The organism is Moellerella wisconsensis (assembly GCF_022592395.1).
Taxonomy (GTDB): Bacteria; Pseudomonadota; Gammaproteobacteria; order Enterobacterales; family Enterobacteriaceae; genus Moellerella; species Moellerella wisconsensis.
On the sequence record NZ_CP093242.1, the window covers coordinates 2551130 to 2577743 of the forward strand.

The window sequence follows — 26614 nt, forward strand, 5'->3', positions numbered from 1 at the left end:
AGCGGTGAAAACCTATTTAGCCACATCAATCAAAACAGCAGCGACACGCTCTGTTGCATCCGTGATAGCGGTGGCTCGCGCTTTTTCTGCCATGGCGAGCAATTGCGCTCTGTCCCAATCACCGAGCAACTGGGCAACCGCGTCAGCCGTAAATTGGGGCTGCTCTAATATTTTGGCGGCACCGGCCTGCTCTAATGGCAACGCATTCCAATATTGCTGCCGGTCTTTATGCTGGAATGGAACAAAAATAGCCGGTAATCCGGCTGCAGCGACTTCACTCACGGTCAATGCACCGGAGCGACAAACAATAATATCTGCCCATGCATAAGCTTGCGCCATATCATCAATAAATTCAGTGACTTTAAACTCAAAATCGACTGAATTTTTACTCGCCTCATTATACAACGCTTCTGTAGATTGCTGTGCGCCTTTTCCCGCTTGATGCCATATATTTAGTTGTTTGGCGTATTTTTGAGCCGCGACTGACATAACTTCAGGCATGGTTTGATTCAAAATACGCGCCCCTTGACTGCCGCCAATCACTAATACACGGATCGCACCTTGACGTTCAGCCAGTCGTTGTTGTGGTAAAGGCAGTGCAAGAACATCATTACGCACTGGATTTCCGACAACTGGCGCGTTTGGAAAGGCCCCTGGAAAGGCCTGTAACACACGCTTGGCTATTTTAGCTAACCATTTATTCGTCAGACCAGCGATACCGTTTTGTTCATGCAGAACCACAGGAACACCACACGACCACGCGGCAATTCCTCCCGGGCCTGAGACATAACCACCCATGCCCAAAACGACATCAGGTTGATAGCGTTTAATAATCACTTTGGCTTGGCGAATCGCATTCCAAATCCGTAATGGTGAAGCTAAAAGCGCCTTAATTCCTTTGCCGCGCAAACCAGAAATTTTGATAAATTCAATATCGATACCATGTTTCGGTACTAAATCGGCTTCCATACGATCAGCCGTTCCTAGCCACAGTATTTCCCATCCCTGTGCTTTTAAATAATGTGCGACCGCAAGCCCCGGGAAGACATGCCCTCCGGTTCCCCCTGCCATCACTAAAAGTCGTTTTGGCTGACTCATTTAGCGCTCCTTACAAACGCCTGAGCTCGTTCCAGACGTGTTTCAAAATCAATACGTAATAAAATCGCAATCGCGATGGTCATAATTAATAAACTCGAGCCACCGTAGCTAATTAGCGGTAAGGTTAATCCTTTGGTAGGCAGCATACCCGCGGCAGCGCCGACGTTAACCAACGCCTGAAAGGTAAACCAAATTCCTATAGCACAGGCCAAATAACCGGAGAATTTTTGATTCGCCTGTAATGCGCGACGACCAATCATCATGGCTCTGAACGCGACTAAAAATACCATCAGCAATACCAGAACTACGCCGATATATCCGAGTTCTTCGGCTAAAACAGAAAAAATAAAGTCGGTATGCGCTTCGGGCAGATATTCCAATTTTTGGACTGAATTGCCTAAGCCTTGACCAAAGACTTCACCGCGGCCAAAAGCCATTAATGACTGAGTTAACTGGTAACCACTGCCAAATGGGTCTTCCCATGGATTTAAGAACGAAGTCACACGGCGTACACGGTAAGGTTCGAAATAAATCAAACCAACCACCCCTGCAGCACAGGTAGCAATACCAATAATAAATGGCGCTAAGCGTGCGCCCGCTAAGAATAATAAGGCGAGAGTGGTAACAACCAGCACCACCACAGTACCAAGGTCCGGCTGCAATAACAGCAAGAATGCCATGACTATCAAAATACCCATCGGCTTCAAGAACCCAAGAAAACGAGTTCTTACTTCTTCTGATTTACGCACTAGATAGCTAGAGACAAAACAAAAAAGAGCTAATTTTGATAGCTCAGCCGGCTGAATCTTAACGATACCAATATCTATCCAACGCGAAGCACCATTGACCGAGTTACCGGCAACTAAAACAACCGCCAACATAGCTAATGAGCCGATCAGCATAATATAATTATACTTTTCCCATATCACCATCGGAATACGTAGCACGATGAGTGCCAAAATGAAGGCTAATACAATATACAACGCATCGCGTTTAGCGAAATAGAACGGATCGTCCGTCAGCCGTTGCCCTACTGGCATTGAAGCGGATGTCACCATGATAAACCCTACTGTCGCTAACCCAAAAGCTAGCCACACCAGCGTTCTATCGTACAGTGTCGTCCCCAGCATCAAGCCATCGCGTTCGCCAGTTATCCACCCCTTTAAACGCAGCATTCCAGGCAAGGTCATCAGCCAAGCTCCTTCGCTAAACGAGCAAATTCATGCCCACGGTGTTCAAAACTTTTAAACTGATCCAGGCTAGCACAGGCAGGAGAAAGCAATACCATATCGCCACTGTGTAATTGCTTAGCGATTAATTGCATTGATTGTTCCATAGTTTCAGTCTGTTGAGTTATTTCAGGGCGTAATTCAGCTAATTGTGCTCTATCACGACCAAAACAATAAATTCTAATATTATCCGCAGCTAAATATTTTTTTAGCGCAGAAAAATCGGCGGATTTACCATCCCCTCCCAGCAGCAAGAATAAAGTCCCTTCGACTTTAAGCCCCTGCAAGGCGGCTTCGGTACTGCCCACATTGGTAGCTTTAGAGTCATTTATCCAGCGTACGCCATGATTAAAATGCACTAATTGGAAACGATGTGCTAAACCTGGGTAATGTTTTAACGCCTCAATACTGGCCTTACGAGGAATACCCACCGCATCCGCCAGTGCTAACGCAACCAACGCATTGGTATAATTATGCTGACCACTTAATAGCATGTCGCTAACCGCTAAAATCGGCTGTCCATGAACCACTAATTGGCGCTGTTGCTGATCAAAAAAATAATCGCCCTGCCCTACACCAAAGCTAATACAGCGTTGGTCTGCTCCCGTAGCGGGTAGTGTTAGCGCATCTTGTTGATTAACAATACAGTATTTGGCCTGATTATAAATTCGCAATTTAGCGGCACGATATTGCTGTAACCCATGCGGATAGCGATCCATATGATCTTCACTGAGGTTAATTACCGTAGCAACTGTCGCCTGTAAACTGTTAGTGGTTTCTAATTGAAAGCTAGAAAGTTCAAGCACATAAAGCTGATGATTAGCCTTCAGTAAGGACAGCGCAGGGATCCCAATATTGCCACCGACCCCCACCGATAATCCCGCCGCTTTAGCCATCTCACCGACTAACGAGGTAACCGTGCTTTTACCGTTAGAGCCAGTAATCGCCACAATAGGCGCCTTAGCTTCACGGCAAAACAGTTCAATATCGCCAACAATTTCAATGCCATTATCAGCCGCAGTTTGTAGCTCAGGCGTCGCAAGAGCAATCCCCGGGCTGGCAACGATTAAATCAGCTTCAGCCAGCCATTGAGGTTGAAAACTGCCACTGTGGCAAGCCACCTCGGGCGGGAGTCTTTCCATACCCGGAGGTGCTGCTCGGGTATCTATCACTTTTGGGATAACCCCGCGTGATAGAAAAAAGTCAACGCAGGAGAGACCCGTGATCCCTAATCCAATAATAACGACTTTTTTACCCTGATAATCAGCCATCTTAACGTACCTTCAGTGTTGCCAATCCAATCAGAACTAACATCAGCGAAATAATCCAAAAACGTACAATAACGCGAGGTTCTGGCCAGCCTTTCAGCTCATAATGGTGATGGATAGGCGCCATGCGGAAAATACGCTGACCCCGTAATTTAAACGAACCGACTTGCAAAATAACCGACAGGGTTTCAACGACAAATACCCCGCCCATAATCACCAATAAAAACTCTTGGCGCAGTAACACTGCAATTGTCCCTAAGGTGCCGCCTAATGCTAACGAACCGACATCGCCCATAAAGACTTGTGCTGGATAGGTATTGAACCACAGAAAACCGAGCCCTGCCCCAACCATGGCGGTACAGAAAATCACTAATTCACCGGCATGAGGAATAAAAGGGATATGCAAATAATTAGCAAAATTGACGTTACCAGTCGCCCAAGCGACTAACGCAAAACCGGCAGCAACAAACACCGTTGGCATAATAGCTAAGCCATCAAGACCATCGGTCAAGTTAACCGCGTTACTGGTACCGACAATCACAAAATAAGTCAGCAAAATATACAACATGCCTAATTGAGGCATCACATCTTTAAAGAACGGCACGACTAATTGGGTTGCAGGGGTATCTTTGCCGACGGCATACATGGTAAAAGCCACGGCCAAGGCGATAACGGACTGCCAAAAGTATTTCCAGCGAGCAATTAAGCCTTTGGTATCTTTACGCACCACTTTGCGATAATCATCCACAAAGCCGACAATCCCGTAGCCCACCAGGACAAATAACACGCACCAAATATAAGGGTTTTCTAATCTTGCCCACAGTAAGACGGAGACCGTAATCGAGAACAAAATTAATATTCCCCCCATGGTTGGGGTACCGCGCTTACTAAAATGAGATTCTGGCCCTTCGCTGCGTACCACTTGCCCTATTTGCATTTTCTGTAAAAAAGCAATCAGGTGCGGCCCCATCCATAAAGCAATCGCCAACGCAGTCAGCAAACCGACGATAGCCCGGAACGTCAGATAAGAGAAAACGTTAAACCCGGAAAATTTATGGGCTAATAATTCGGCCAGCCAAACTAGCATGTGTAGCACTCCTGTAATGCGTCTACGATATCTTCCATCGCAGTACTGCGTGAACCTTTAACTAAAATAGAAACAACGTCATTTTGTTGAATCAACGGAAGTAATTGGGCTAATAAATCGGCTTTATATGCAAAATGTTCGCCGCAGCCACTGGCCTGACTAATTTCATGGCTAAGCTGACCCACACTGAAAACTTTGTCTAAACTGTACTCGCGTGCCACTTCACCCACTTGCTGGTGGCACTCTTTGGCATATTCGCCTAATTCGCCCATATCGCCAGTGACGAAAATACGATATCCCGGCATTTGTGAGAGAACTCGAATAGCCGCTATCATCGAGCCTGTATTGGCGTTATAGGTATCGTCGAACACGATTTTTCCATCAGCGAGATGGATAGGATATAAACGCCCCGGCACCGCTTGAGCCTGTCTCAAGCCTTGTTTAATATCATCAAGTGTCGCGCCCACGGATAACGCCAGCGTACTTGCGGCTAACGCATTAGATACGTTGTGCATGCCCGGTAACGGCAATGAAATCTGCACGCTACCTACCGGCGTATGCAGAGTAAACTCTGTAGTTAATTGATTAACCACGATATCTGTCGGATAAAAATCTGCAGAATCTTGTGCGGTTAATGAATAACGCCATACTGTTTGCCGCGGATCCAGTTGTGCTATCCACTGAGCCTGATCATTACTGTCCAGATTAATAATTGCAGTGCCTTCATCGGGCAGCCCTTGATAAATCTCACCTTTTGCTTGTGCAACGCCTTCAAGCGAACCAAAACCTTCTAAATGTGCGGCAAATAAATTGTTTACTAAGGCACTTTCGGGTTTAACCAAATGGGTGGTATAGGCTATCTCACCGATATGATTAGCGCCCATTTCGATAACCGCATATTGATGCTCGTCGGTTAAACGCAATAAAGTCAATGGAACACCGATATCGTTATTTAAATTGCCCGCGGTATAAAGCGTTTTGCCTCGTTGGCGTAAAATAGCGGCGGTTAGCTCTTTAACTGAAGTTTTACCCGAAGACCCGGTTAACCCGACAATACGCGCAGAGCTCTGTTGTCTAACCCACGCGGCAATCTGCCCTAACGCTATATGGGTATTTTCAACTTTAATTTGAGGGCAATTAACCGCTAATTGGCGCTCGACCAATAATGCGCTCGCGCCCGCAGCGATGACCTGATCAATAAATTGATGCGCATCGAAACGTTCACCTTTTAAGGCAATAAATAAACATTGTTCACCAATTTGACGGCTATCGGTACTGACTTGCTGGATAATCAGTGTATCCGCAGCAGCAGTATTTTCAGTGATCAGCGTACCACCGGTGACTGCGGCCAGTTGACGTAAACTTACTGGGATCATGCCATTACCCCCAACAACCGAGCCACCGTTAAGCGATCTGAATAATCTAAGCGACGATGTCCAATAATTTGATAATCTTCATGGCCTTTACCTGCAATCACAATCATATCGTCAGGCTTAGCCTGCATGATGGCGCTAGTGACGGCTTCTGCGCGTCCCGCTATCGCGACAATGCGGCTACTGTCTAAAACTCCCGACATAATATCGTCAATAATAGACTGTGGTTCTTCGCTACGCGGATTATCATCGGTGATAACGACTCGGTCTGCCCATTGCTCAGCAATGCCGCCCATTAATGGTCGTTTGCCCTTATCACGATCGCCGCCGCAACCAAATACGCACCATAACTGACCAGCACAATGTAATCGTGCAGCAGTTAAGGCTTTTTCTAACGCATCTGGCGTATGAGCATAATCAACCACAACCGTTGGCTTACCCGGCGCGCTAAAGACTTCCATGCGCCCACAAACTGGAGTTAACACCTGCGTAGAGGCCAATAAGGCCTCTAATGGATAATCCAACATCAATAATGTCGCCATTGCTACCAACAAATTACTGACATTAAACGCCCCCATTAGTGGGCTATGAATAATCCCTTCACCCCAAGATGAATTAAATTGAATGGTAGCGCCTTTATCATGGTAATCAACCTGATGTGCCAAAACCCACGCTCCTTGCCAATCATTAGGTAAAGCATTTTCCATACTCACGGCACAAGCGGTAGGTAAACGTGCTAGCCACTGCAAACCGACGGGATCATCTGCATTAATAATTTTAGTTTTGGCATGATGGGTCGAAAACAATAGCCATTTTGCGGCTTCATACGCGGCCATATCACCATGATAATCAAGATGATCACGGCTAAGATTGGTAAATACCGCAGCATCGAAATCTAATGCAGCCACTCGGCCTTGAACTAATCCGTGAGAAGAAACTTCCATCGCGGTAAAGCTGGCGGTTTGTTTTAATAATTGTTGTAACTCAAGTTGAATATCGACCGCCGAGCCGGTGGTATTTTCGCTCGGCGTCACATGATTCAATAATCCATTCCCGACCGTCCCCATGACCGCGCTGGTTTCACCTAACCCTTGTGCCCACTGCGCAATTAGCTGAGTAGTGGTTGTTTTACCATTGGTTCCCGTCACGCCGATTAAGCGCATTTTTTGTGACGGATGTTGATAGAACTCGCCAGCCAACTGGGATAGCTTATGATTTAAATCATGCAGATAAACCACGGGAATGCCATGTTGATATTTGATTTCGCCTTCGTCAGCTTGGCCATCAGCTTCAGCAATAATGGCTGCCACACCTTGAGCTATCGCTTGAGGAATATAGTGCCGCCCATCAACTTCATGGCCTTTAATGGCAATAAACAGATCACTTGCGGCAGCTTTACGGCTGTCCAGCGTCATCTCACCTAGATTAATCTCAGGCGCGCTCACACCAAATGGCGCAAGTAAATCACGAAGATTACGATCTGCCACTTTTATCCTCTTTTATCTTATTAATCGCTAATTCATTTTTTGTATCTGTCGCCAACGCATCAGGTTCGATATTCATAATCCGCAGAACACCGCCCATGATGGCACCAAAGATTGGCGCTGAGACAACCCCACCGTAATACTTTCCTGCTTTCGGGTCATTAATCACGATAACTAACGCATAGCGAGGTTTACTCGCAGGCGCAATACCGGCAGTATATGAAATATATTGATTCACATAGCGGCCGTCTGGACCCACCTTTTTGGCTGTCCCAGTTTTAATCGCAATGCGATAGCCTTTTATCGCTGCACGTGTTCCCCCACCGCCAGGCAAGGCAACGCTTTCCATCATATGTACCACGGTTTTCATGGTGGATTCAGGGAAAACCCGCGTTCCTGGTACGGGTGGATCAACTTTGGTGATCGATAAAGGACGATAAATACCAAAACTGCCGATAGTCGCGTAGGCTCTCACCAACTGTAACGGGGTGACCATTAAGCCGTAACCAAAGGAGAAAGTCGCACGGTCTAAATCTGCCCAGCGGGTTTTCTTACTAGGGAAAATACCACTACTTTCACCCACCAGCCCCAGATTCGTCGGCTTCCCAAAACCAAAATTATAATAGACATCAACCAGCTCGGTGGCTGGCATTGCTAAGGCTAATTTCGATACCCCAACGTTACTTGATTTCTGTAAAATACCGGTAATCGATAGTTCAGCGTAACGTCCAACGTCTTTGATTTCATGCCCATTAACCCGATACGGATAAGTATTTAGTACGGTGTTTTCTTTGACAATACCGTTATGCAAGGCACTCATAACCACCAGCGGTTTCACCGTAGAACCGGGTTCAAAAATATCGGTGATAGCTCGATTTCGCATTAAATCCATTGTGGTGCCGGCTAAATTATTCGGGTTATAGGATGGACTATTTGCCATTGCCAGTATTTCACCGGTGTTCACATCCACCAGAATCGCGGTACCTGATTCGGCTTTATTTTCCTGCACCCCTTTGGTCAGTTCACGATAAACCAGCGACTGTAAGCGCTCATCAATACTGAGTACTAAGTTATGCGCGGCTTGGCTATCGGTCGAAGAAATATCCTCAATCACGCGTCCTGCGCGATCTTTACGCACGATACGTTCACCGGAAGAGCCTTTAAGCCAACGGTCAAAACTTTTTTCAATTCCTTCAATCCCTTCGGCATCAATATTGGTAACGCCAATTAAATGTGCGGCAACCGGGCCTGAAGGATAATAGCGGCGGGATTCTTTGCGCAGATAAATACCCGGCAATTTTAATTTGCGAATATAGTCGCCAATCGACGGATTAACTTGACGAGCGAGGTAAACAAAACGGCCTTTAGGATTAGCATTAACTTTAGTGTTAATTTGTTCTAATGGAATTTCTAGAGCATCTGCCAGCGCTTTCCAACGCTCATCATTGGTCACGCCACCTTCTTCGTGTACAATTTTTGGATCTGCCCAAATCGCATCAACGGGAACACTAACCGCCAATTGCCGCCCTTCTCTATCACTAATCATACCGCGAGTGGTGACAACTTCTTGCACTCGCAATGAGCGCATATCACCTTCTTTTACCAGTTTTTCAGGGCTAATAATTTGCAAATAAGCGACACGAGATAATAGACCTACTAATGCGAGTAGTATTCCCCCACATAACAACGCAAAACGCCAGCCGACATAGCTGCTCTGTTCTTCTTGTCGTTTGTTTTTGCTGGAACGAGGCGCTTTCATCCGAACCCTTAGTAATTACTTATAATTATTAATTAGTGACAACAATATTTTCTTGTGCCGGATCGACATGGATCATTTGCAATTTCTCGACCGATAATCGCTCGACTCGGCTATGATTTGCTAAGGCATTTTCTTCGAGGATCAGGTTGCGCCATTCAATTTCTAAGGCGTCCTTTTCTTCAAAAAGGCGATCTTTTTCAGCCGTTAATAAACGAGACTCGTGTGCTGTCGTCACCGTAGATACAGCACTGATAATTATCGCTATCAACAAAATCAGTGGAATAATTCCATAACTGAACAGATCGCGACCAATAACTCTTAATAGACTGTGTCTTTCAGGAGGCATTAATCTTCTACTCTTTCGGCAAAGCGAAGCACCGAGCTACGCGCTCTTGGGTTCTCAGCCACTTCAGCTTCTGGTGGTTTCATCTTACCTAAGGCGCGTAATTTTGCCGCCCCTAAGGCTTTAATTTGTGTTTCGGTTAACGGGATCCCCGCAGGCACTTTAGGCCCTTGGCTATTATGGCGAATAAAGCGTTTTACAATTCTGTCTTCTAAAGAATGAAAACTAATTACTGATAAACGCCCTGCCGGCGCTAATACCGCCATTGCGCCATTCAGCGCCTGTTCAATCTCTTCCAGCTCGCTATTAATATAAATACGGATCGCTTGGAAACTGCGAGTAGCCGGATGTTTATGGCGCTCTTTTACCGGGCTAACCTGAGCGATTAACTCAGCCAAATGACGAGTACGAGTTAACGGTTCTTTCTCAGGATCTTGATTACGCTCAACAATAGCTCTAGCAATTCGCTTAGCAAAGCGTTCTTCGCCAAAGGTTTTTAATACCCATGCGATGTCATCGGCTTCTGCATTCATTAGCCATTGTGATGCCGATTGGCCTTTGGTGGGGTCCATACGCATGTCTAAAGGTCCATCGCGCATAAATGAAAATCCACGTTCTGCATCATCCAACTGTGGCGAAGAGACACCTAAATCGAGCAACACACCGTCAATTTTGCCTATTAAACCTTCCTCTTCGACATAATCAGCTAGCGCAGAAAAAGGTCCATGCTTAATACTAAACCGTGGGTCATCTATCGCTTCGGCGGCTTTAATCGCTTCCGGATCGCGATCGATAGCAATCAAGCGTCCGTGATCACCTAATTGTGAAAGTATCAGACGAGAATGCCCGCCACGACCAAATGTTCCATCGATATAAATGCCATTTGGCTGAATATTTAATCCGTTTACTGCTTCATCAAGTAATACGGTAACGTGCTTAAATTGCTGTTCTGGCATTATTATAGTGACAAGTCCTGTAATCGGGTTGATAACGGCTGAATATTCTCCAGCTCAGCGGCAATATCCTGCTGAACTTGGTGATACCAACGTTGTTCATCCCAGAGTTCAAATTTATTAATTTGGCCAACGAGCATGACCTCTTTTGTTAGCCCTGCGTGCTGACGCAAAGTATTAGCTAACAAAAGACGTCCAGCATTGTCCATTTTACATTCACTGGCATGGCCTAGTAATAGGCGCTGTACACGTCGTTCCATCGGTTCCATTGAAGATAAACGCGATAATTTTTGTTCAATAATTTCCCATTCAGGCAAGGTATATAGCAACAAACAGGACTGATGAAGATCGATAGTACACACCATTTGTCCTTGGCATTCGTCAAGCAGCACTGCTCGATATCGGGTAGGCACAGTAATTCGGCCTTTACTGTCGAGATTAACCTGCGTTGCCCCACGAAACATACCCGTTCTTCCCCCTAAATTTCCACTTTCTCCACGCTCCCCCACAAATCACCACCCATGAAGTTTACGGATGGTATGAAAAGCTTGTCAAGCCAGAGGTTGCGCGCTTTAGCTTTATTTACAGTGCTAATGGAGTCACTATATTGTGGAAAAATATTCCCGAGGGTAGAAAACACAAATTAACATCATGATATAATTGATCTATTTTCAATATAATAACAATTAATTAAAATATATCCATAAATACGTGATAGATAAAATAAATAATTATATCTGTCGTGAATGTCTCATTTTTAAACAATTTATCAACGCCCAATTTAATGTTTTAAAAAAATGAAACAGACAAACCATATCGCCAGCTAAAAAAATAATCATTATTAATTAATAATACTTAGTTATATCAATATGATATAGATACTGATAAATACACAGTAGTTAATTTGAATTAAATCAAAATAATTAAACTTAATTTAAATTAATCTTTCTTAATATTTGATGGCCTTTAGTTATCAAATATTCAATAAAAAATAATCTGACGGTTAAGATTTCTCTTAAAGTGAAATTTAATCCCACACTTAACCAAAATAAAAAAAGCCCCTGAGATTAGGGGCTGTATTTTAATACTGAATGCTTTCTATATCACTGATTATTTGATACGAAATAGCATAAATTTATTGATTTAATTTATCTTCATTCAACAAATAACGCTTTTCTGCCTAAACTGCCTTTATGGCATAAATCACGGCGGATTTTGGTAATTCCAGCTTCCGGTTTTTGCTTCTCATCTAAACTCGCCAACACTAATTCTAAAACTCGTTCGGCTATATCTCGATGACGCTGAGCAAGTGATAATACCGGACATTCAAGAAAATCTAATAATTCACTGTCACCAAAGGTGGCAATAACCATATGCTCAGGTAATCGTCCACTGCGTTTTAATATGATATCTAATACGCCTTGCAATAGTGAGAAAGAGGTCGTAAATAAAGCATCCGGCATGTCATTACCTTTATCCAGCCACTGAGTAAAGGCCTCAGCTGCGGATTCACGCTCGTAACTATTGGCATATAAATAGCTTACTTCGCGCTGATCACCGTGCCAACCGGCACGGAATCCTTGCTCACGCAGAAAACTTACTGATAATTCAGGCAATGCGCCTAAATACAGCACAGACTTAGCAGGAAATTTACTTAACTCAGCAGAGATGACTGTCGCATCTTCCTGATCATCGCCAACCACACTGATAAAATGCTCTCGTTCCAATGCACGGTCTAAAGCAATTATCGGCAAAGAACGATTTGCCCAACGCTGATAGAACGGATGCTCGGGCGGTAAAGCCGTCGAAACAATAATCGCATCAACCTGACGCTGCAATAAATGTTCAACGCAACGAATTTCATTATCGGGCTGATCTTCAGAGCAGGCAATTAACAACTGATAACCGCGCTGACGTGCCTGACGTTCAAGATAGTTAGCTATTCGCGTATAGCTGGTATTTTCCAAATCAGGGATCACCAGCCCAATAGAACGCGTTCTGCCTGCGCGCAAACCTGCAGCAACAGCATTTGGATGGTAATTGTGTTCTCTGACAACTGCCATCACTTTTTCAACAGTTTTATCGCTAACTCGATACTGCTTGGCTTTGCCATTGATCACATAACTAGCCGTCGTGCGCGAAACACCTGCTAAACGGGCTATTTCATCCAGTTTCACTTTAACCTCTTTAAAAGTCAGGTAACTCGCTCAGAATCATTCTGAGCGCCACATTTGATGTATTTTAACCCCGTGTTACATATTTTTCACCGCATAATTTTATCGCCGCGAGAAACGCCGACAATTCCTGAGCGTACTACTTCAACAATTTCAGCAACCCCTCGTACAGATTCAATAAATGCGTCAAGTTTATCACTGGTACCGGCTAGCTGAACGGTATACAGCGTTGGTGTCACATCGATAATTTGGCCGCGAAAAATATCGGTACTGCGTTTAATCTCTTCACGCCCATAACCACTCGCCTGTAATTTCACCAACATAATTTCTCGCTCCACATGCTCTGATGCGGTTAATTCGCTAACACGAAGAACGTCGATCAATTTATGCAATTGTTTTTCAATCTGTTCCAGTACTTTCGCATCACCTTTTGTCTGAATTGTCATACGAGACAGGGTCGGATCATCTGTCGGAGCAACGGTTAAACTTTCAATATTATAACCGCGTTGTGAAAATAATCCGATAACTCGGGATAACGCCCCTGATTCATTTTCTAATAATACCGATAAAATACGGCGCATAATCAGGTCCTCTCCGTTTTACTTAACCACATTTCATCCATCGCGCCCCCGCGGATCTGCATCGGATAAACGTGTTCAGTTTCATCAATATTAACATCTACAAACACTAAGCGCTGATGGTTATTAACGTAATCTAATGCTTGTGTTAATTTACTGTCTAACTCGTCGGGGGTCTTAATTGAAATTCCGATATGGCCATAGGCTTGAGCTAATTTGACAAAATCCGGCAAGGATTCCATATAAGATTGAGAATGGCGACCTTGATAAATCATATCTTGCCACTGCTTTACCATACCTAAAAAACCATTATTAAGATTAAGCACCAACACCGGTAAGCTATATTGCAATGCCGTTGATAACTCTTGAATATTCATTTGGATACTGCCATCACCCGTAACGCAAACCACGGTAGCATCCGGATGTGCGAGTTTAACGCCTAGCGCCGCAGGTAAACCAAAGCCCATGGTACCCAGCCCACCAGAATTAATCCAATGTCTTGGTTTATCAAATGGATAATACAGCGCCGCAAACATTTGATGTTGACCAACATCTGAAGTCACATATGCATTACCTGCGGTTAAACGATAGATAGCTTGAATTGCCTGCTGTGGCTTAATTTTATCTTTTAATTGTGGATAATCGAGACAATGACGGCTACGCCAATCTTCAATCTGTTTCCACCATTCAGCCAAGGCCAATTTATTTTGTTTTGATTCTGCTGATGATAGCTGACTCAGCATTTGCTGTAACGTCTGTTTTGCATCGCCAACAATCGGGATATCTGCCGATACAGTTTTTGAAATTGATGCAGGATCAATATCAATGTGGATCACCGTGGCATTTGGGCAATATTTATCCAAATTATTAGTCGTTCGGTCATCAAATCGCACACCAACAGCAAAAATAATATCAGCGTTATGCATGACCTTATTAGCTTCATAAGTACCATGCATGCCTAACATACCAACCGATAACGTATGCGTTTCAGGGAACGCGCCTAACCCCATTAACGTCGATACTACCGGGAGACGTAAGCTTTCAGCTAATGTCAGCAATTCAGCTGAACATGCCGAGTTAATAGTACCACCACCAATATAAAGCACCGGTTTTTGTGCCGCCAATAATTTGGATAATGCCTTTTTAATCTGCCCTTTATGCCCTTGGATAGTCGGATTATAAGAGCGTAAGCTAACTTCAGCAGGATAATGGTATGGTTTTTTAATTGCTGGGTTTACTGTATCTTTGGGAAAATCAATAACTACAGGTCCCGGACGCCCACTCGCCGCAATAAAAAAGGCTTTTTTAATCGTCTCAGGGATATCTTGGGCATCTTTAACTAAAAAACTATGTTTTACGATTGGGCGCGAGATCCCAACCATGTCGCATTCCTGAAATGCATCATTACCAATCAATGAGCTAGCTACCTGCCCCGATAAGATAACTAGCGGTACTGAATCCATATACGCCGTAGCAATTCCGGTAATTGCATTGGTCGCTCCAGGGCCTGAAGTGACCAACACCACCCCAACATCACCCGTTGATCTGGCATAGCCATCAGCCATATGCACCGCAGCTTGTTCATGGCGAACTAGAATATGCTCAACCCCACCCACAGTATGCAATGCATCGTATATATCCAAAACAGCGCCGCCGGGGTAACCAAATACGTGCTTCACCCCCTGATCAATCAACGATTTGACGATCATCTCGGCTCCTGAGAACATCTCCATGAGTTTGCCTCCAAGCATAGTTTGCAAGTTTACAGAAGGATGGATCCTTCTTTTTGTTATGTCATTTTGTTATTTGATTTTTGAGCTAACCCCAATGATTGCAGGCAACCCTCCTAATAACATAACGTTCCATTTTGCAGTTCGCAAATAGCATTTTTGTAAAAATGGCCGAGTTTATAAGATAAAACTGGATTAACTTTGCTGAGCAATGGATTTGTCTAAAATTAAACAATTTTTCAGAATAATGAGGGGAGCAAAGACCGAGATATTTTATTTATTTAGCACAAAAAGTCTTCATAGGAAAAATATAAATCAGAGAAAAGGAGTGTTTAAGATGATTAACCAATAAAAATCGCCCCATAACAGTAAATAACATTCCTGCTAAGGGGTGGTCTTTTATCGTTAGCTTAGCGTGACACTTGTTCACCGTACATCAATTCAATTTCAGAATGATAACGCTGAGAAATTATTTTACGGCGCAATTTCAATGTGGGAGTTAATTCTCCACTTTCCATCGAAAAGTTATTGGATAATAAAGTGAAACGCTTAACCTTATGAAAATTGGAAAAATTATGCTGCATTTCTTTTAATCGACTATCAAATAAAGCTACGATACGTGAGTCTTTTAATAATTCTAAGCGATCATGATATTTAAGATTAATCGAACGAGCATATTCTTCTAATGAATCAAAACACGGTACTATTAGCGCAGAAACAAATTTACGCGCATCCGCGATTACCGCGATATGTTCAATAAATTTATCCTGCCCTAAGGTACCTTCGATCATTTGAGGAGCAATATACTTGCCATTTGAGGTTTTCATCAAATCTTTCAAACGTTCAGTTATATATAAGTTGCCTTGCTGATCAATCTGACCGGCATCTCCGGTACGTAACCAGCCGTCGTCAGTGAAGGTCTGCGCCGTATCTTCAGGTCGATTATAATAACCTTTCATCACTATCGGACCTTTAACCTGAATTTCATTTTCAGGACCAATACGCACCTCAATCCCGTTTAATGGCGTACCAATAGAGCCCAAACGATATTGGTTTTCTTCCCAGCAAGAAACTGTCGCACAGGTTTCTGTCATGCCATAGCCGTATTTAATATTTATCCCTGCGGCTAAAAAGAAACGAATAATTTTATCGTCTAAACGTGCACCCGCGGCCGGCAAAAAGCGAATTCGACCTCCGAGAATATTACGTAATTTACTGAGCACTAATTTTTCAGCTACTTTAACTTTAGCCCGACCAAAGCTGCTCAACGGTATATTTTGTTGATGGGCATTAACTTTAGCGTTCCCTTGCTTAATTGCCCAAGCAAATAATTTACGGCGTATCAACGGGGCTTTGGAGACTTTATCCTGAATTGCACTATATACTTTTTCATAAAACCGCGGCACCGCACACATTACCGTTGGTTTTACCGAGGTCATCGCTTCTCTCACTGCATTAGTATCGGTTAAATACACATTTTGAGCGCCAGAATGCATGACATAAAAACTCCATGCCCGTTCAAAAACATGAGATAACGGCAAAAATGAGAGAGAAACATCGCTTTCAGTAAGCTTCAGACGTTGATCATGTAAATAGAGCTGCGCCGCCATGTTGTAATAATCCAACATGACCCCTTTAGGTTCACCCGTCGTTCCCGACGTATAGATAATCGTAAATAAGTCACTTAGATTATGAGACGCAATACGCGCATCTAACATAGCTTGATACTGTGGCGCGGCTAATTGAATAAAATCAGATAAATAGAATACGGAGTCTGATTTTTCAATCGCCACCGAATCATTTAACACAATAATCGCATTAAGTTGCGGGCAGAGAGCTGGAAGCTCGCGAGCGATAGCATATTGATCTGCGTCGCCGACAAATAAAATCCGAATGTTAGCATCATTGATAATATAGGCTGCTTGCTCTTGGCTACTGGTACTGTAAAGCGGCACTGTTATCGCTCGGGTTTGCAAAATAGCCAAATCAACCAATGACCAATTCATACTATTTTGAGCGAATAAACCAATGTTTTCCTGACAATCAACATTCAAAGCAAGTAGCGCCAGTGATAATGCGTGGGTTTTCTCCCCGACTTCCCCCCAGGTCAATTGGGTTTGTAGCCCTTTTTCCCATTGACGAAAGGCAACTCTGCTAGCAAATTCTGTTGCGTTAATCCGATACTGTAGTCGATTGACTAAGTGATAAGAATGCAGATTTTCAGTAATCAAATTGTATTCCCTGTGAATAACAGTTGTTAACTGTATAAAACTGGTAAACACACAGTTTTATTGAACTGAGTAATAATTTCAGCTTACAAGTGTTAGCTTAGTTTTCAACAGAGTTTATCTATTAAATGCGATTCAGAAAAGACATATCGGGTAAATATTTGCAAATTTACTCAATATGCCAAAACCCATCACAATATCTTAGCAATGGGCTAGGCATTAGGAGTTATAACGCCATTATTAAAATAACTAATTAATAAGTGATTATAATGGAATAATATTCAATACTTAACACACTATTACTTATTGAATTAAATCAATGAATTGATATTTGCTTCGATTATATGTATATCAGCCCCCAGACTTGTTTATGGCCGCGAAGCTGCAATACTGAAGCTGTAGTACTATTTAGTATTAGTACCCTTATGATTAGCACACATATAGTCATTAATTTCAGATAACTGACCGAGCTGAGATTTCATCCACTGATGACCTTTATCTCGGGTTGTAGATTCATGCCAAATTAAATAACACGGACGATATGTTTCTTTCCACGGCAAACTAATAGCACGAAGTTTAAGACTCGATGAATAATATTCAACTAACCATCTTGGAGCAATCGCAACTAAATAAGTTTGTGAAACAATATTTAAAACACTATTTAAATCGGTACCTTGATAACTAATTGAATGGGATAATTCAGTATTAGTATAATAAGGTTTACTAAATGACCCCACGCTATCTAAAGACATTATCGCATGTTTTTCACAGGCTAAATCAACTAATGAAATACAATCACAAATTCTTGGGTGATTTTGCGAAACAGCTAAGACAAGTTCATCATTAAATAACACTTTATGCTGATATTCTGCTTTTTCAAATTCATTATAGCTAATAACAAATTCAGTTTCTTGATACTTTAATTGGTGGGCAATATTATCATCAAGATATGAGCGGATCATCACATCAATATGGGGAGCATTATAATTAAATCTATCAACAATTCCTGCGGCAATACGAATATCTAATGGACTGCATATAGATAAATTAAAGGTTCTTTCACTTTGCTGTGGATCAAAACCGGCACCAGGCAACTCATTATGTACTAACTGTAAGGCTTGTCTTACAGGACCGAATAATTGTTTTGCACGTGAAGTCGGTTGAATACCACGGCCATAACGAACAAATAATTCATCATTAAACATTGATTTTAATCGTGATACAGCATTACTGACTGCCGGCTGAGACATACCAAGAACTTGAGCAGCTCGGGTGACATTTTGCATCTGCATCACAACATCGAATACGGTTAATAAATTCAGATCGACATTACGCAAATGAATATCACAGTGTTCTTTTTTGGTTGTTGAAACTGTATTGTAGTCAGTCATTTTTCACTCCACTAATATATGTATCATTTTTTATGAATATAATAACCAGCGACTTAATAATGCTATTTGGCAATTTTTATATTCATCAAATTTTACTTTTATGAATAAATCATTAATCTAATGAATTACTCTGCTTTCCCTGCATGATTGAAACGACGTTCTTATCAATTACTATTCACTCAAGTTATTTAACTAAAGTTATTCATTAACATAAATCATGTCGACTAATACCGAATTAATTATTAATGTTATTAATGCGTTTAATTGAGTCACATGGCAACCATCACTAACCACCCATTTAAAACATTCATATTTTAAATTAATATATCGAAATCATTAAAATTAACTTTTCATCGCTCTGTTAATAATAAAAGAATTTACCGAAGAATTCATAATAAAAGTATCTATTTCTTTCTTGGTATTATAAACAATCAGATTAATTACAACGATTATGTTCTTTTTATTATATATAAACCAAGTATTAATAATTAATTAATATTTTTTTAGCTAATATATCATTTCCAATAAATGATTAGTCTAGCGATTAACCGCACAAAAAAACATCAACACATAACTTCTGACTATGTATCATAACCAAAAATTTTATAGCCAGAATTTTATCTGCTTATTATCTACTGATATAGATAAAAACATCACTAATAATTTAGAAATCAGCCATAACTACCAAGTTTAAATTATATATCAACATAGGTGAAAATCCACGCTATATGAAGATAAAAAACAGCATTTGACAGCCACTCAAAGATAACGTAACAATAAAGGCATACAGAGTTTAAGTTAAATCGGAATGAGCCAGCTATTATGATTAAATCTATTCGCCTACTAAGCCTACTACTAATCGCATCTCAAGTGCGCGGTATGCTTATAGGTGGAAAATAAGCTGAGAAATCTTCCACTAGATTAAGAAAACCCGCGCAAGCCGCGGGTTTTTTTATGCCTGCAGCCGCTGTAACACTCTAAAAAGCCACCTTCGAAATAAGGAATACAACATGAGCAACCAAGTCATTATCTTCGATACCACCTTACGTGATGGCGAACAAGCATTGCAGGCTAGTTTATCCGTTAAAGAGAAATTACAAATTGCATTTGCTTTAGAGCGCTTAGGTGTCGATGTTATTGAAGCCGGCTTCCCCGTTTCTTCACCCGGCGATTTTGAATCTGTTCAGACTATCGCCCGTGAAATTAAAAATAGTCGAATTTGTGCTTTATCGCGTTGCGTAAAAAAGGATATCGATGTGGCGGCAGAATCATTAAAAGTCGCTGAAGCCTTTCGATTACATTTATTTTTAGCCACATCCAATTTGCATGTTGAACATAAATTGAAAAAAACCTTCGACGATGCTTTGGTCATGGCAGTTGATTCGATTAAACATGCACGCAAATTTACCGACGATATTGAGTTTTCTTGTGAAGATGCTGGCCGTACCGATATCGATAATTTATGTCGCATTGTAGAAGCCGCAATTACAGCTGGCGCAACCACTGTCAATATTCCTGATACCGTGGGTTATACCACACCCTTTGAATTCGGCAATATTATTAAAACTTTATATAACCGCGTTCCAAATATTGATAAAGCCATTATTTCGGTTCATTGCCACGATGATTTAGGCATGTCGGTAGCAAATTCGATTAGTGCAGTACAAGCTGGCGCACGCCAAGTTGAAGGAACGATTAATGGATTAGGTGAACGCGCAGGCAACTGTGCGTTAGAAGAAGTTATTATGGCCATCAAATTGCGTGAGTCAATGATGGGCGTACACACCAATATCAATCATAAAGAAATCTATCGTACCAGTCAGTTAGTCAGCCAATTGTGCAATACCCCCATCCCTGCAAATAAAGCGGTGGTGGGTAGTAATGCCTTTGCGCACTCTTCTGGGATCCACCAAGACGGTGTCTTAAAAAACCGCCAAACTTACGAAATAATGACGCCGGCCTCGATCGGTTTAAAAGAAGTTCAATTAAATTTGACTTCACGCTCTGGCAGAGCCGCAGTCAAGCATCGTATGGAAGAAATGGGCTATAAAGAAGGCAAAGATTTTGTTTTAGATAGCTTATATGAAGCATTCTTACAGTTAGCCGACAAAAAAGGCCAAGTGTTTGATTACGATTTAGAAGCTTTGGCATTCTTCGCTCAGCAACAAGAAGAAGCCGAACACTTCAAAATGGAATATTTCAGCACCCAATCTGGCTCAAGTATCCTGGCTACCGCTACAGTAAAATTGATCTGCGGCGAACAGCAAAAATCAGAAGCTGCCACCGGCAATGGTCCCGTAGATGCAGTGTATCAAGCAATTAATAAAATCACTGGTTATCCAATAAAATTAGTCTCTTACCAGTTGTCCGCTAAAGGTCAGGGGGAAAATGCCTTAGGACAAGTGGATATTGTGGTCGAATACAATAATCGTCGTTTCCACGGTATGGGATTAGCTACCGATATCGTCGGTTCGTCCGCCAATGCAATGATCCACGTACTCAACTGTATTTGGCGCTCAGAGCAAGTCGAAAAAGAAAAAAATAAAATTCATCAAAATTCACAACCAAACACAAAGGAAGCAGAATAACTATGTCGAACAGCTATCATATCGCCGTATTGCCGGGTGACGGAATCGGGCCCGAAGTTATGGCTCAGGCTTATAAGGTGTTGGAGGCTATCCGCCAGCGTTTTCAAATGACGATAACGACCAGCGAATATGATGTGGGTGGGATAGCGATTGATCGTCATGGTCATCCACTGCCTCCTGCGACAGTTTCAGGTTGTGAAAAAGCCGATGCCGTATTATTTGGTTCGGTTGGCGGCCCTAAATGGGAGCATTTACCCGCGGACTCACAACCTGAGCGCGGTGCACTGTTGCCATTGCGTAAGCATTTTAAATTATTCAGTAACTTGCGCCCAGCACGTTTGTATTCAGGCTTAGAAGCATTCTGCCCTTTACGTGCCGATATCGCCGCTCAAGGATTTGATATTTTATGTGTCCGTGAATTAACCGGGGGTATTTACTTTGGTCAGCCGAAAGGACGTAAAGGTGAAGGCGATAATGAGCACGCCTTCGATACCGAAATTTACCATCGCTACGAAATCGAACGTATTGCACGTATTGCCTTTGAATCTGCGGCTAAGCGCCGTAAAAAAGTGACCTCGATTGATAAAGCTAACGTATTACAGAGTTCAATTTTATGGCGTGAAGTGGTCAATGAAGTTGCCAAAGAGTACCCAGAAATTGAGCTCAATCATATGTATATTGATAACGCCACCATGCAGATGATCAAAGCGCCATCTCAATTTGATGTGGTGTTATGTTCAAATATTTTTGGCGATATTCTTTCAGATGAATGCGCCATGATAACCGGCTCTATGGGCATGTTACCTTCTGCGAGTTTAAATGAAAAAAGTTTTGGTTTATATGAACCTGCGGGTGGCTCTGCGCCGGATATCGCAGGGCAAGATATTGCCAATCCTATCGCACAAATTTTATCTACAGCACTGTTATTGCGCTTTAGCTTAAATCAAAATGCTGCCGCGGATGCGATTGAACGTGCCGTAAATAAAGCCTTAGAAGATGGCTACCGCACGGCTGATCTAGCCACAGATGGCAATCCAATTACTACCCGTGAAATGGGCGATATCATCGCGCGTAACATTATCGAGGGGGCTTAACATGGCGAAAACTTTATATCAAAAATTATATGATGCGCATATTGTCCGTGAAGTCGCCGGAGAAACACCGCTGATTTATATTGACCGCCACTTAGTGCATGAAGTGACCTCGCCGCAAGCATTTGATGGGTTAAGAACCAAAAATCGCCCATTGCATCAGCCGAGTAAAACCTTTGCCACCATGGATCATAATGTCTCGACACAAACCAAAGATATTAATGCCTGCGGTGAGATGGCTCGGATCCAAATGCAAGAATTAATTAAAAACTGTGAAGAATTCGGCGTCCGATTGTATGATTTAAATCATCCTTATCAAGGAATTGTCCATGTAATGGGCCCTGAGCAAGGGATTACCTTGCCGGGAACCACCATTGTATGTGGCGATTCCCATACGGCGACTCATGGGGCGTTTGGTGCATTAGCATTTGGTATCGGAACCTCCGAGGTTGAGCATGTTATGGCGACACAAACCTTGAAACAAGCTCGAGCCAAAACCATGAAAATTGAAGTGGTGGGGAAAACAGCCGAAGGGATCACCGCTAAAGACATCGTCTTAGCAATTATTGGTAAAGTAGGCAGTGCAGGCGGTACCGGCTATATTGTTGAATTCTGCGGCGAAGCTATCGAGAATTTAACCATGGAAGGCCGCATGACCGTATGTAATATGGCGATTGAATTAGGCGCTAAAGCCGGCATTATCGCTCCAGATGAAACCACCTTTGCCTATATGCAAGGCCGCCAATTTGCGCCTAAAGGCCAAGAGTGGGAACAAGCGGTCGAATATTGGAAAAGCTTAAAATCCGACCCTGATGCAGTCTTCGATGCAACCGTCACCCTGCAAGCTGAAGATATTGCGCCTCAAGTCACATGGGGTACCAATCCGGGCCAAGTGATTGCAATTAACCAGCCGATTCCTATGCCGGGATCCTTTGTGGATCCTATTGAACGCGCGTCTGCAGAAAAAGCCTTGGAATATATGGGATTAACCGCTGGAATTAAATTATCAGACGTTGCGATTGATAAGGTCTTTATTGGCTCCTGCACCAATTCACGAATTGAAGATTTACGCGCAGCTGCGGCTATCGCGAAAGGAAAAAAAGTGGCTACAGGCGTCCAAGCGATTGTTGTGCCTGGCTCTGGCCCAGTAAAAGCGCAAGCAGAAGAAGAAGGCTTAGATAAGATTTTTACTGATGCCGGATTCGAATGGCGTTTGCCCGGCTGCTCAATGTGTTTGGCGATGAATAATGACCGCTTAAACCCGGGCGAACGCTGTGCATCGACCAGTAACCGCAACTTTGAAGGTCGCCAAGGCCGAGGGGGAAGGACGCATTTAGTTAGCCCAGCAATGGCTGCCGCCGCCGCTATTTGTGGTCATTTTGCTGATGTTCGTGACATTCAGGCTTAATCAAGGAGACTAACATGGAAAAATTGATCACTCATACCGGGATTGTCGCGCCATTAGATGCAGCCAATGTTGATACCGATGCTATTATTCCTAAACAATTTTTACAAAAAGTAACCCGCACCGGATTTGGTCAACATCTGTTTAATGACTGGCGATTTTTAGATGATGCCGGCCAGCAACCGAACCCCGAGTTTGTATTAAACCGCCCCGAGTTTAAGGGAGCGAGTATTTTGCTAACGCGTGAAAACTTTGGCTGTGGCTCTTCGCGCGAACATGCGCCATGGGCACTAACCGACTTTGGCTTCAGCGTAGTTATCGCGCCAAGTTTTGCCGATATCTTTTATGGCAACGCCTTTAATAACCAATTATTACCTATCAGCTTAACTGAAGAACAAATTGATCAGTTATTTGATTATGTTGCACAGCATCCCGGCTGCCAGTTCACTGTGGATCTCAACGAGATGACCGTCATCGCCGGTGATAATAGCTATCCATTTGAAATTGATAGCTTTCGCCGCCACTGTATGATGAATGGATTAGACAGCATTGGTTTGACATTGCAATATCAAGACCAAATCAACGCCTTCGAGGCCAATATTCCGGTATTTTTGCGTTAATCTGTCTCCACGCGCCGTGGATATCTTCTGCGGCGTACTTTATGCTCCTCCTCTACAGTTAGATTTTCTTCCTAGTATTGTCCATTTCAATTTGATTTTCCTCTCTATATTTATAACTCCATATTTATCTATCAATTTTCATTTTTCATTTTTCATTTATGCAATACGATTAAAATTCAAGACCATAAGCAATACAGAATAATAAATAACGAACATCGATACGAGATGAGATAAAAAAAACAATCGAAATAAAAGAGGAAATTTAAATAATAAAATAAATAAGACTATTGTGAGAATAGCTGACACAGAAAAAGGCCGATAAAACAAATATCGGCTGGTAAAATCACCATTACTCAATAAATTGGCGTTCAATCCGACCAAAGCCCGATTGACTAAAATGTTTAACTGCTTGACATTATGCCCGGTTACGCAGAAATTAAAATTGATGAAAAATCTCTTGAGGTTCCTCTTTTATGCCAAGCCCACGTTTACAAAATCAATTTGTCCGCCTGTGGCGGCACTTCAATGGTGTAAACAGCCAAACCAACTTACAATCTCTTGCCGAGGTTTTATATTGCTCTCGTCGCCATGTCAGAACCCTATTGAATGAAATGCAGACTAATGGCTGGCTCTCATGGGAGGCAGCTGCCGGGCGAGGAAAGCTTTCTTGGCTGCAATTTCATCGTAACGGGCTCGAATTACAGCAGGCTCAAGCCGAAAAATTATTACAACAAGAGGGCATTGAAAAGCTCGTAGCACTGGTCGGTGATAAAGATGCTATCCGTCAAACGGTACTGTCAGAGTTAGAACGTAGCTACCGGCAAGGAAAAAGTCTATTACGTATCGTTTATTACCGCGCATTTCCTAATTTATTGCCCGGAACCCCACTTCGACGTTCAGAAATCCACTTGCTCAGCCAGATATTTAATGGCTTAACCCATATAAATGAGGAAAAAGGGGAAGTAGAAAGCGGATTAGCCCACCATTGGCAGGCCATCAGTGAAACACACTGGCGATTTTATTTGCGTCCAGCCATTTATTTTCATCATGGTCGCGAATTACAAATGAACGATATTATTACGTCTCTTCAACGCTTAAAAAGCAGCTGGCCGCTATTTTCTCATATCGATCACATTGATTCCCCCCTGCCCTATATCATTGATATTTATCTTACTGAGCGTGATAAACAATTTCCTTGGTTAATGGGCAGTCCACATGCAGCTATTCTACCGAATGAATGGCAGCAAATTAAGGATTTTTCTAAACATCCTATCGGTACAGGACCGTATCAAGTCACAAAAAATACGCCCAATAAACTCACGATTAGCGCCTTTGATCGTTATTTTGGTTATCGCTCATTACTCGATGAAGTTTCTATTTGGGTATTACCCGAATTATCACAACAAATGGTATGTACCACTTTAAAAATGGAAGGCGATGAAGAAAACAGTGACTGTCTTGAAGGTAGAATGGAAGATGGATGCTATTTTTTATTGATGGATGCACGCTCTAAACTTAGCCAGCGTGATGATATACGCCAGTGGCTGTGCAGTTTTCTTACCCCGATCAATCTATTAGCCCATTGTGACCCTTTCTATCAACGCCATTGGGCGCCTGCTTATGGGCTACTGCTGCATTGGCATCACAGCAAAACGTTATCTTATTTACCGAAACCGCCTGAATTAACAGAGCTTACGGTGACTTTTTATCATCATCATCACGAATTTAATACTATCAGCCAGATAATGCAGCACGTACTCGCTATGCAGGGCGTAAAACTCAATATTAATATCATTGATTATGACGATTGGTTCAATGGCAACGCAGAAAGTGACATTTGGCTAGCGACCGCTAATTTTATTCGCCCTCTCGAATTCTCTCTTTTTTCTACACTGTATGAAATGCCTTTATTGCATAAATGTCTAAATACCTCCTTTAGTGCCGAACTTTCTCAATGGCGACAGAGAGAGCTTAATATTGAGCGCTGGTGCGCGAGTATGGTCGAGAGTCAAATGTTCCATCCCCTTTTACACCATCGATTAGAGATCCAAGGCCAGAGGACATTACGCGGGGTTAGAATGAATACTTTTGGTTGGTTCGATTTTAAATCAGCATGGTTTAAGCCGTTGGAAGATAATACACAGAAACCCTTAAAGTTATAAACACCCAAAGTAGATGATAAGGATTTTATTCACTTTTTCTGTGGATATCCATG

General features: G+C 42.5%; 20 protein-coding genes. 5 read left to right on the top strand and 15 right to left on the bottom strand.

Features of this window, described 5'->3' with window-relative positions; genetic code table 11:
* Positions 1-12: 12 nt before the first annotated feature.
* The 15 genes from murG to leuO all read right to left on the bottom strand — a co-directional run bounded on the left by murG (position 13) and on the right by leuO (position 18695).
* Positions 13-1098, bottom strand: a complete 1086-nt coding sequence (murG, locus tag MNY66_RS11240; RefSeq protein ID WP_241500874.1) for an undecaprenyldiphospho-muramoylpentapeptide beta-N-acetylglucosaminyltransferase — start codon at positions 1096-1098, stop codon at positions 13-15.
* Positions 1095-2288 carry a cell division protein FtsW gene (gene ftsW / locus MNY66_RS11245; protein ID WP_047256309.1) on the bottom strand — a complete coding sequence of 398 codons (1194 nt, stop codon included), beginning with the start codon at positions 2286-2288 and terminating at the stop codon, positions 1095-1097. Before ftsW ends, murG begins: the two co-directional genes overlap by 4 nt.
* Positions 2288-3598 (bottom strand): UDP-N-acetylmuramoyl-L-alanine--D-glutamate ligase, encoded by a 1311-nt coding sequence (gene murD / locus MNY66_RS11250; protein WP_241500875.1) that lies wholly within the window; start codon positions 3596-3598, stop codon positions 2288-2290. The genes ftsW and murD overlap by 1 nt, the downstream gene beginning before the upstream one ends.
* A gap of 1 nt (position 3599) precedes the next feature.
* Positions 3600-4682: a phospho-N-acetylmuramoyl-pentapeptide-transferase gene (mraY, locus tag MNY66_RS11255; RefSeq protein WP_047256311.1), complete on the bottom strand. Its 1083-nt coding sequence runs from the start codon at positions 4680-4682 to the stop codon at positions 3600-3602.
* Positions 4676-6058 carry a UDP-N-acetylmuramoyl-tripeptide--D-alanyl-D-alanine ligase gene (gene murF, locus MNY66_RS11260; RefSeq protein ID WP_241500876.1) on the bottom strand — a complete coding sequence of 461 codons (1383 nt, stop codon included), beginning with the start codon at positions 6056-6058 and terminating at the stop codon, positions 4676-4678. Before murF ends, mraY begins: the two co-directional genes overlap by 7 nt.
* A complete protein-coding gene (murE, locus tag MNY66_RS11265) occupies positions 6055-7542 on the bottom strand; it encodes a UDP-N-acetylmuramoyl-L-alanyl-D-glutamate--2,6-diaminopimelate ligase (protein ID WP_047256313.1) in 1488 nt (495 codons plus the stop codon). Before murE ends, murF begins: the two co-directional genes overlap by 4 nt.
* Positions 7529-9298, bottom strand: a complete 1770-nt coding sequence (gene ftsI / locus MNY66_RS11270) for a peptidoglycan glycosyltransferase FtsI (RefSeq protein WP_047256314.1) — start codon at positions 9296-9298, stop codon at positions 7529-7531. Before ftsI ends, murE begins: the two co-directional genes overlap by 14 nt.
* A 28-nt stretch (positions 9299-9326) precedes the next feature.
* The gene (gene ftsL / locus MNY66_RS11275) at positions 9327-9644 is read right to left on the bottom strand and encodes a cell division protein FtsL (RefSeq protein WP_047256315.1); all 318 of its coding nucleotides are present in this window, start codon (positions 9642-9644) and stop codon (positions 9327-9329) included.
* Entirely contained in the window at positions 9644-10597 is a 954-nt protein-coding gene (rsmH, locus tag MNY66_RS11280; protein WP_241500877.1) for a 16S rRNA (cytosine(1402)-N(4))-methyltransferase RsmH, read from the bottom strand. Before rsmH ends, ftsL begins: the two co-directional genes overlap by 1 nt.
* Before the next feature lie 2 nt (positions 10598-10599).
* Positions 10600-11058, bottom strand: a complete 459-nt coding sequence (mraZ, locus tag MNY66_RS11285) for a division/cell wall cluster transcriptional repressor MraZ (protein ID WP_047256364.1) — start codon at positions 11056-11058, stop codon at positions 10600-10602.
* 690 nt (positions 11059-11748) lie between these two features.
* The gene (gene cra / locus MNY66_RS11290) at positions 11749-12771 is read right to left on the bottom strand and encodes a catabolite repressor/activator (RefSeq protein ID WP_047256317.1); all 1023 of its coding nucleotides are present in this window, start codon (positions 12769-12771) and stop codon (positions 11749-11751) included.
* 86 nt (positions 12772-12857) lie between these two features.
* Positions 12858-13349, bottom strand: a complete 492-nt coding sequence (gene ilvN, locus MNY66_RS11295) for an acetolactate synthase small subunit (protein ID WP_047256318.1) — start codon at positions 13347-13349, stop codon at positions 12858-12860.
* A gap of 2 nt (positions 13350-13351) precedes the next feature.
* Positions 13352-15079 (bottom strand): acetolactate synthase 3 large subunit, encoded by a 1728-nt coding sequence (gene ilvI, locus MNY66_RS11300; RefSeq protein ID WP_047256319.1) that lies wholly within the window; start codon positions 15077-15079, stop codon positions 13352-13354.
* 407 nt (positions 15080-15486) lie between these two features.
* Complete coding sequence (locus tag MNY66_RS11305; RefSeq protein ID WP_047256320.1) at positions 15487-17307, bottom strand: AMP-dependent synthetase/ligase; 1821 nt, start codon at positions 17305-17307, stop codon at positions 15487-15489.
* 401 nt (positions 17308-17708) lie between these two features.
* On the bottom strand, positions 17709-18695 hold the full coding sequence (gene leuO / locus MNY66_RS11310; protein ID WP_047256321.1) for a transcriptional regulator LeuO: 987 nt from the start codon (positions 18693-18695) through the stop codon (positions 17709-17711).
* 1010 nt (positions 18696-19705) lie between these two features.
* Between leuO and leuA the strand changes: the two genes are divergently transcribed.
* From leuA to sgrR, 5 genes are all read left to right on the top strand, one after another.
* Positions 19706-21283: a 2-isopropylmalate synthase gene (gene leuA, locus MNY66_RS11315; RefSeq protein ID WP_047256322.1), complete on the top strand. Its 1578-nt coding sequence runs from the start codon at positions 19706-19708 to the stop codon at positions 21281-21283.
* A 2-nt stretch (positions 21284-21285) separates the two neighbouring features.
* Positions 21286-22377 (top strand): 3-isopropylmalate dehydrogenase, encoded by a 1092-nt coding sequence (gene leuB / locus MNY66_RS11320; protein WP_047256323.1) that lies wholly within the window; start codon positions 21286-21288, stop codon positions 22375-22377.
* A gap of 1 nt (position 22378) precedes the next feature.
* Entirely contained in the window at positions 22379-23782 is a 1404-nt protein-coding gene (gene leuC, locus MNY66_RS11325) for a 3-isopropylmalate dehydratase large subunit (protein WP_047256324.1), read from the top strand.
* Between the two features lie 14 nt (positions 23783-23796).
* The gene (leuD, locus tag MNY66_RS11330) at positions 23797-24399 is read left to right on the top strand and encodes a 3-isopropylmalate dehydratase small subunit (protein WP_047256325.1); all 603 of its coding nucleotides are present in this window, start codon (positions 23797-23799) and stop codon (positions 24397-24399) included.
* 473 nt (positions 24400-24872) lie between these two features.
* Positions 24873-26561, top strand: coding sequence for an HTH-type transcriptional regulator SgrR (gene sgrR / locus MNY66_RS11335; protein WP_241500878.1), 1689 nt, complete (start codon positions 24873-24875; stop codon positions 26559-26561).
* Positions 26562-26614 lie beyond the last annotated feature (53 nt).

Bases quoted from the DNA above. Each gene is read 5' to 3' on its own strand.
- murG (WP_241500874.1), bottom strand. From the start codon at position 1,098: ATGAGTCAGCCAAAACGACTTTTAGTGATGGCAGGGGGAACCGGAGGG.
- ftsW (WP_047256309.1), bottom strand. From the start codon at position 2,288: ATGACCTTGCCTGGAATGCTGCGTTTAAAGGGGTGGATAACTGGCGAA.
- murD (WP_241500875.1), bottom strand. From the start codon at position 3,598: ATGGCTGATTATCAGGGTAAAAAAGTCGTTATTATTGGATTAGGGATC.
- mraY (WP_047256311.1), bottom strand. From the start codon at position 4,682: ATGCTAGTTTGGCTGGCCGAATTATTAGCCCATAAATTTTCCGGGTTT.
- murF (WP_241500876.1), bottom strand. From the start codon at position 6,058: ATGATCCCAGTAAGTTTACGTCAACTGGCCGCAGTCACCGGTGGTACG.
- ftsI (WP_047256314.1), bottom strand. From the start codon at position 9,298: ATGAAAGCGCCTCGTTCCAGCAAAAACAAACGACAAGAAGAACAGAGC.
- ftsL (WP_047256315.1), bottom strand. From the start codon at position 9,644: ATGCCTCCTGAAAGACACAGTCTATTAAGAGTTATTGGTCGCGATCTG.
- rsmH (WP_241500877.1), bottom strand. From the start codon at position 10,597: ATGCCAGAACAGCAATTTAAGCACGTTACCGTATTACTTGATGAAGCA.
- mraZ (WP_047256364.1), bottom strand. From the start codon at position 11,058: ATGTTTCGTGGGGCAACGCAGGTTAATCTCGACAGTAAAGGCCGAATT.
- ilvN (WP_047256318.1), bottom strand. From the start codon at position 13,349: ATGCGCCGTATTTTATCGGTATTATTAGAAAATGAATCAGGGGCGTTA.
- ilvI (WP_047256319.1), bottom strand. From the start codon at position 15,079: ATGGAGATGTTCTCAGGAGCCGAGATGATCGTCAAATCGTTGATTGAT.
- leuO (WP_047256321.1), bottom strand. From the start codon at position 18,695: ATGACTGACTACAATACAGTTTCAACAACCAAAAAAGAACACTGTGAT.
- leuA (WP_047256322.1), top strand. From the start codon at position 19,706: ATGAGCAACCAAGTCATTATCTTCGATACCACCTTACGTGATGGCGAA.
- leuB (WP_047256323.1), top strand. From the start codon at position 21,286: ATGTCGAACAGCTATCATATCGCCGTATTGCCGGGTGACGGAATCGGG.
- leuC (WP_047256324.1), top strand. From the start codon at position 22,379: ATGGCGAAAACTTTATATCAAAAATTATATGATGCGCATATTGTCCGT.
- leuD (WP_047256325.1), top strand. From the start codon at position 23,797: ATGGAAAAATTGATCACTCATACCGGGATTGTCGCGCCATTAGATGCA.
- sgrR (WP_241500878.1), top strand. From the start codon at position 24,873: ATGCCAAGCCCACGTTTACAAAATCAATTTGTCCGCCTGTGGCGGCAC.